At 68.1% G+C, this 405-nt stretch carries 2 pseudogenes; both read left to right on the forward strand.

What is annotated here, in order from left to right:
- Window positions 1–150: pseudogene (gene aspA, locus AC1DD3_RS22150) on the forward strand (aspartate ammonia-lyase); the annotation flags it as partial.
- 40 nt (window positions 151–190) lie between these two features.
- Window positions 191–405, forward strand: a pseudogene (locus AC1DD3_RS22155) (amino acid permease); the annotation flags it as partial.

A 405-nucleotide genomic window follows, 5' to 3' on the forward strand; every position in this document is an offset into this window, starting at 1 on the left:
CTGGGCTACGCCACCGCCACCGCCATCGCCCAGGAAGCCCTCGCCACCGGCAAGGGCGTGGCCGAACTCGTCCTCGAACACGGCCTCCTCACCGCCGACCAACTCCAGGAACTCCTCAGCCCCGAACGCCTCGCCAACCTCAGCAAATAAACCGCATTTCCCGTCCCCCACTGGAAACAAAGGATCCCCCATGTCCAACTCCCCACAGGGCGCCGCAAGCACCGCGGCCATCACAGACCACACGGTTCCGGCCCAGGCGCACGCCACCGAAAAGCTTCTCCACGCGGAGGACAAGGGCTACCACAAGAGCCTGAAGCCCCGGCAGATCCAGATGATCGCGATCGGCGGCGCCATCGGCACCGGCCTGTTCCTCGGCGCCGGCGGCCGGCTCAACGCCGCCGGCCC

The organism is Arthrobacter sp. 05T444 (assembly GCF_056395905.1).